We start from the raw sequence: 3,145 nt of genomic DNA on the forward strand, positions 1-3,145 counted from the left end.
GGAGCGCGCAGCGGCCGAGGTCGGGCGCGCCGTCGACGATCGGGGCGATGACCAGGTCGGTGAGCGTCTCGCGCCACACCGGGTCGTCCCACACGGCCTCGAACACCGCGGCCGGGACGGGCAGCGACCGCACCATCCAGGACTCGACCCGGTCGTGCACCGCCCGCGCGTGCTCGCCGAGCCGGTCGCAGAGGGCGGCTAGCCGTACCGCGGCCGGATCCTTCCTGACGTCGGCGGGCACCTTGGCCAGCACGCGGCCCGCGGCCGTCCGGCAGGCGAGCACCGGCCGCCGCGTCCCTTCGACGGTGAGCTCGTGGCCCGTCGCGATCCCGATCCATCCCATGGGACGCCATTCTTGATCATCCCTATGACATTCTGCGGGAAACGGATGATTTACCCGCAGTGGCGGGCCGCCGACTGGACATAGTGTCCGAACCCGACCACCGCCTGCCGCGTGGCGCTCATGCCCTCTGCAACGCTTTCAAGGCCACGACACCAAACGAGCCGAGATCGTCTGCACGCCCTTCCGTCGGGGCGCGTACGGCCACGTCGAGCCGGGCTTCAGGCGTGGCCGGGGTCAGCTCGTTCCCGGCCGGGTGAAGCCCATGGGGGTGCGGCTGTAGGGGGCGATCTTGACCTCGGAGCCCGGTCTGGGCGCGTGGATCATTGTGCCCTTCTCGGGGTCGAGCACGATGCCCACATGGTCAGCGGTGCCGTCGCCGTTGTTGTCGAAGAAGACAAGGTCTCCGGCCTGCACATTGCCATCAGGGATGCGCGGTCCGCGCAGCCACTGGTCGTTCGCGACCCGGGGGATGGTGGTCCCCGCGGATTCGTACGCGCGCAGGGTCAGGCCGGAGCAGTCGAAGGAGCCGGGTCCTGTCGCTCCCCACACGTAAGGGTCGCCGAGTTGTTTGAGGGCGTAGTCGATGACGGCCTGGGCACGAGGGTTGGGCGCCAGGTTGTGGGCGTTCGGCGGGACGGCCAGCGAAGGCGCGCCACCGCCGCCGCCTCCACCGCCTCCACTGCCGCTCGACCCGTTGACGCCGTTCCCGATGCCATCGCCGGGCGGCAGGCCGTTGCCGTTGCCGTTGCCGTTGTAGGACGCCAGCTGCGTCTTCGGGGTCTGCGGGCGGAAGTCCGGGTCGGGGATCCAGGGCATCTTCGCCTTGTTGCCCGGAACGAAGTCTTGATCGCCGGGAGCGGGGATCCCGGTGAAGAACCGCACCTCGCCGAGGTATTTGCCGATCTCGCTGGTGGCCTGACCGAGTGCCTCGGCGGCCTTGTCCGTGTGCACCTTGGCGCGATCGAGGGCGTTGGACACCTGGGACCTGATGCTCGTCATCGAGATCGTGGTGCTGTCGGGGTCGTTGCGCTGCTCGTCCAGCCAGGCGCGCTTCTCCCGGTAGAGGGCTTGGACCTCGCCCTTGGCCGTCTCCAGTGCAGTCCCGGCGGCATCCAGCTTGCCGGCGCAGCTGGTCAGGGCCTCGCTCAGCGCCGTACCGGACTTGGGATATCTGGCCATGTACTTGGCGAAACTCTCGGCGGCGGCGCCGTTCCACGCGCTGTCCACCCGGTTGACCGCGCGTTTGATCACGCCGTTCTCTGTGGTGATGTCGCCCGCCAGCGTTCGCCATTGCCCCGAGATCTTGGAGATCTGGGCCTGGTCGCCACTCAGGTCGTCGATGACGCGCTGGATGGGGCTGAGGTACTGGTCCCAGATGTCCGTCACGCCTGCTCCGTCCGGGGAACGCTGGGGAGGTCGGCAGTGCGGACGTTGGTGACGACCTTGTGGATGGCCGCCTCGACCTTGGTCAGGTTCTGTTGCGCGTGGCGGATCTCGGCGTCGATCTTCACCTCGAAGTCGTTGACGGCCTTGGCGAGCTTGTCAGAGACGTTCTCCAGGCCGCCGAAGCAGGAGGTGCTGACGCTCGTGGGGCCGTCCTCCGCCGCACTCTTGAACTGGTTGGCGACTCCCTTGGCCTTGGTGGCGCACTCTTCGAGCGTGTCGAAGTAGATCTCAAACCCTGCCACGTGAGTCACGCCTCTACTGTCAGACCAACATCAACCGCCCGACAATCTAACACCCCTGGCCTCTTCGCCCGGCTGCGATCTCATGGCCGGCGCGACGCCGGACCGTACGGCACCCCTTCGCCCCATCTGACCCGCCGCTACGCCGAGGCGCCGATGGAGGCGGCGACGCTGCCGAGCGGCGGTCGGGTGCCGGTGATCGCCCGGCCGGCAGCCGTAACCTGCGCGAGCCCGGCCTGCCGCGAATGGTCAGGGGTACGTTCCTGGATGACAATCCGGCGTCAGGACGACCGGGTCGCGATTGGGCCGCTGTAGGACACGTTCTTGCCTCCCACGAACGGCAGCAGGCGCTCCGTCTCCTCCTCCAACGCGGCCCGGTCGGTCGCGGTCAGAGGCCGGAATGGCGTGAGGCGCAGGGTTTCGCCTTCGAGGGACCAGCTTCCGTGCACGTGACCGTCCACGAGGAAGGTGGGCCGTACCTGTGCCTGGCCGGGCATCACGCGTTTGCGGTCCTCGTGGCTGATGATGCGGGTCCGGTCGGCGTGGCCCAGCAGGGCGTTGTCGAAGGCGGGCAACAGCCGCACGGGGGCGGGCGTGTCGGGGTCGGGCAGTTCCGCGTCGGCCAGGTCGATCAGTTCCCTGCCGTCGGGGTCGCGGTAGTGGCGCAGTTCGGCACGCATGTCGGAGACGATCTCGCCGAGGCGGGTCAGCCCGGACCAGGCCTGTACGTCCATGATCCCGGCTGGGCCGAACGCTGCCAGATAGCGGCGGATGAGGTCCTTGGCGGTCGCCGGAACCATGGGCCGGCCGAGCCAGGTCTCGGCGGGCGTGACACAGACGGCCGACCGGGTGCCCCAGGAGCCCCACGTACCGGTGGCCGGGTTGTGGACGAGGGGAGTTCTGAGTTCGACCTCCCCGGCGAGGATGCGCCCGTCGCGGTCCGGGTGGCGTTCGGCCAGCCGCCGGGCCAGCTCCTTTCGCGGTGTCGTCCCGCCCGCCAGCAGCTCAAGCCCGGCGGCGACCAGTGAGGCGGTGTCCAGGATGGAGTGGTGGGAGGCGGGCCGGCTGCACGCCAAGCAGAACTCCTTCGACGACCTGTACGCCATCGCCGACCGGC

At 69.2% G+C, this 3,145-nt stretch carries 4 protein-coding genes; all 4 read right to left on the minus strand.

Annotated elements, in window-relative coordinates:
- A partial coding sequence (locus ACWDX9_RS61690) for a DUF4132 domain-containing protein (RefSeq protein ID WP_449973178.1) occupies window positions 1-343 on the minus strand: 343 nt, incomplete at its 3' end.
- Between the two features lie 234 nt (window positions 344-577).
- Entirely contained in the window at window positions 578-1,729 is a 1,152-nt protein-coding gene (locus ACWDX9_RS61695; protein WP_449973179.1) for a bifunctional WXG100 family type VII secretion target/C40 family peptidase, read from the minus strand.
- Window positions 1,726-2,031: a hypothetical protein gene (locus ACWDX9_RS61700; RefSeq protein WP_449973180.1), complete on the minus strand. Its 306-nt coding sequence runs from the start codon at window positions 2,029-2,031 to the stop codon at window positions 1,726-1,728. Before ACWDX9_RS61700 ends, ACWDX9_RS61695 begins: the two co-directional genes overlap by 4 nt.
- 278 nt (window positions 2,032-2,309) lie before the next feature.
- A partial coding sequence (locus ACWDX9_RS61705) for a winged helix DNA-binding domain-containing protein (protein WP_449973181.1) occupies window positions 2,310-3,145 on the minus strand: 836 nt, incomplete at its 5' end.

This window comes from Nonomuraea sp. NPDC003201 (genome assembly GCF_053590415.1).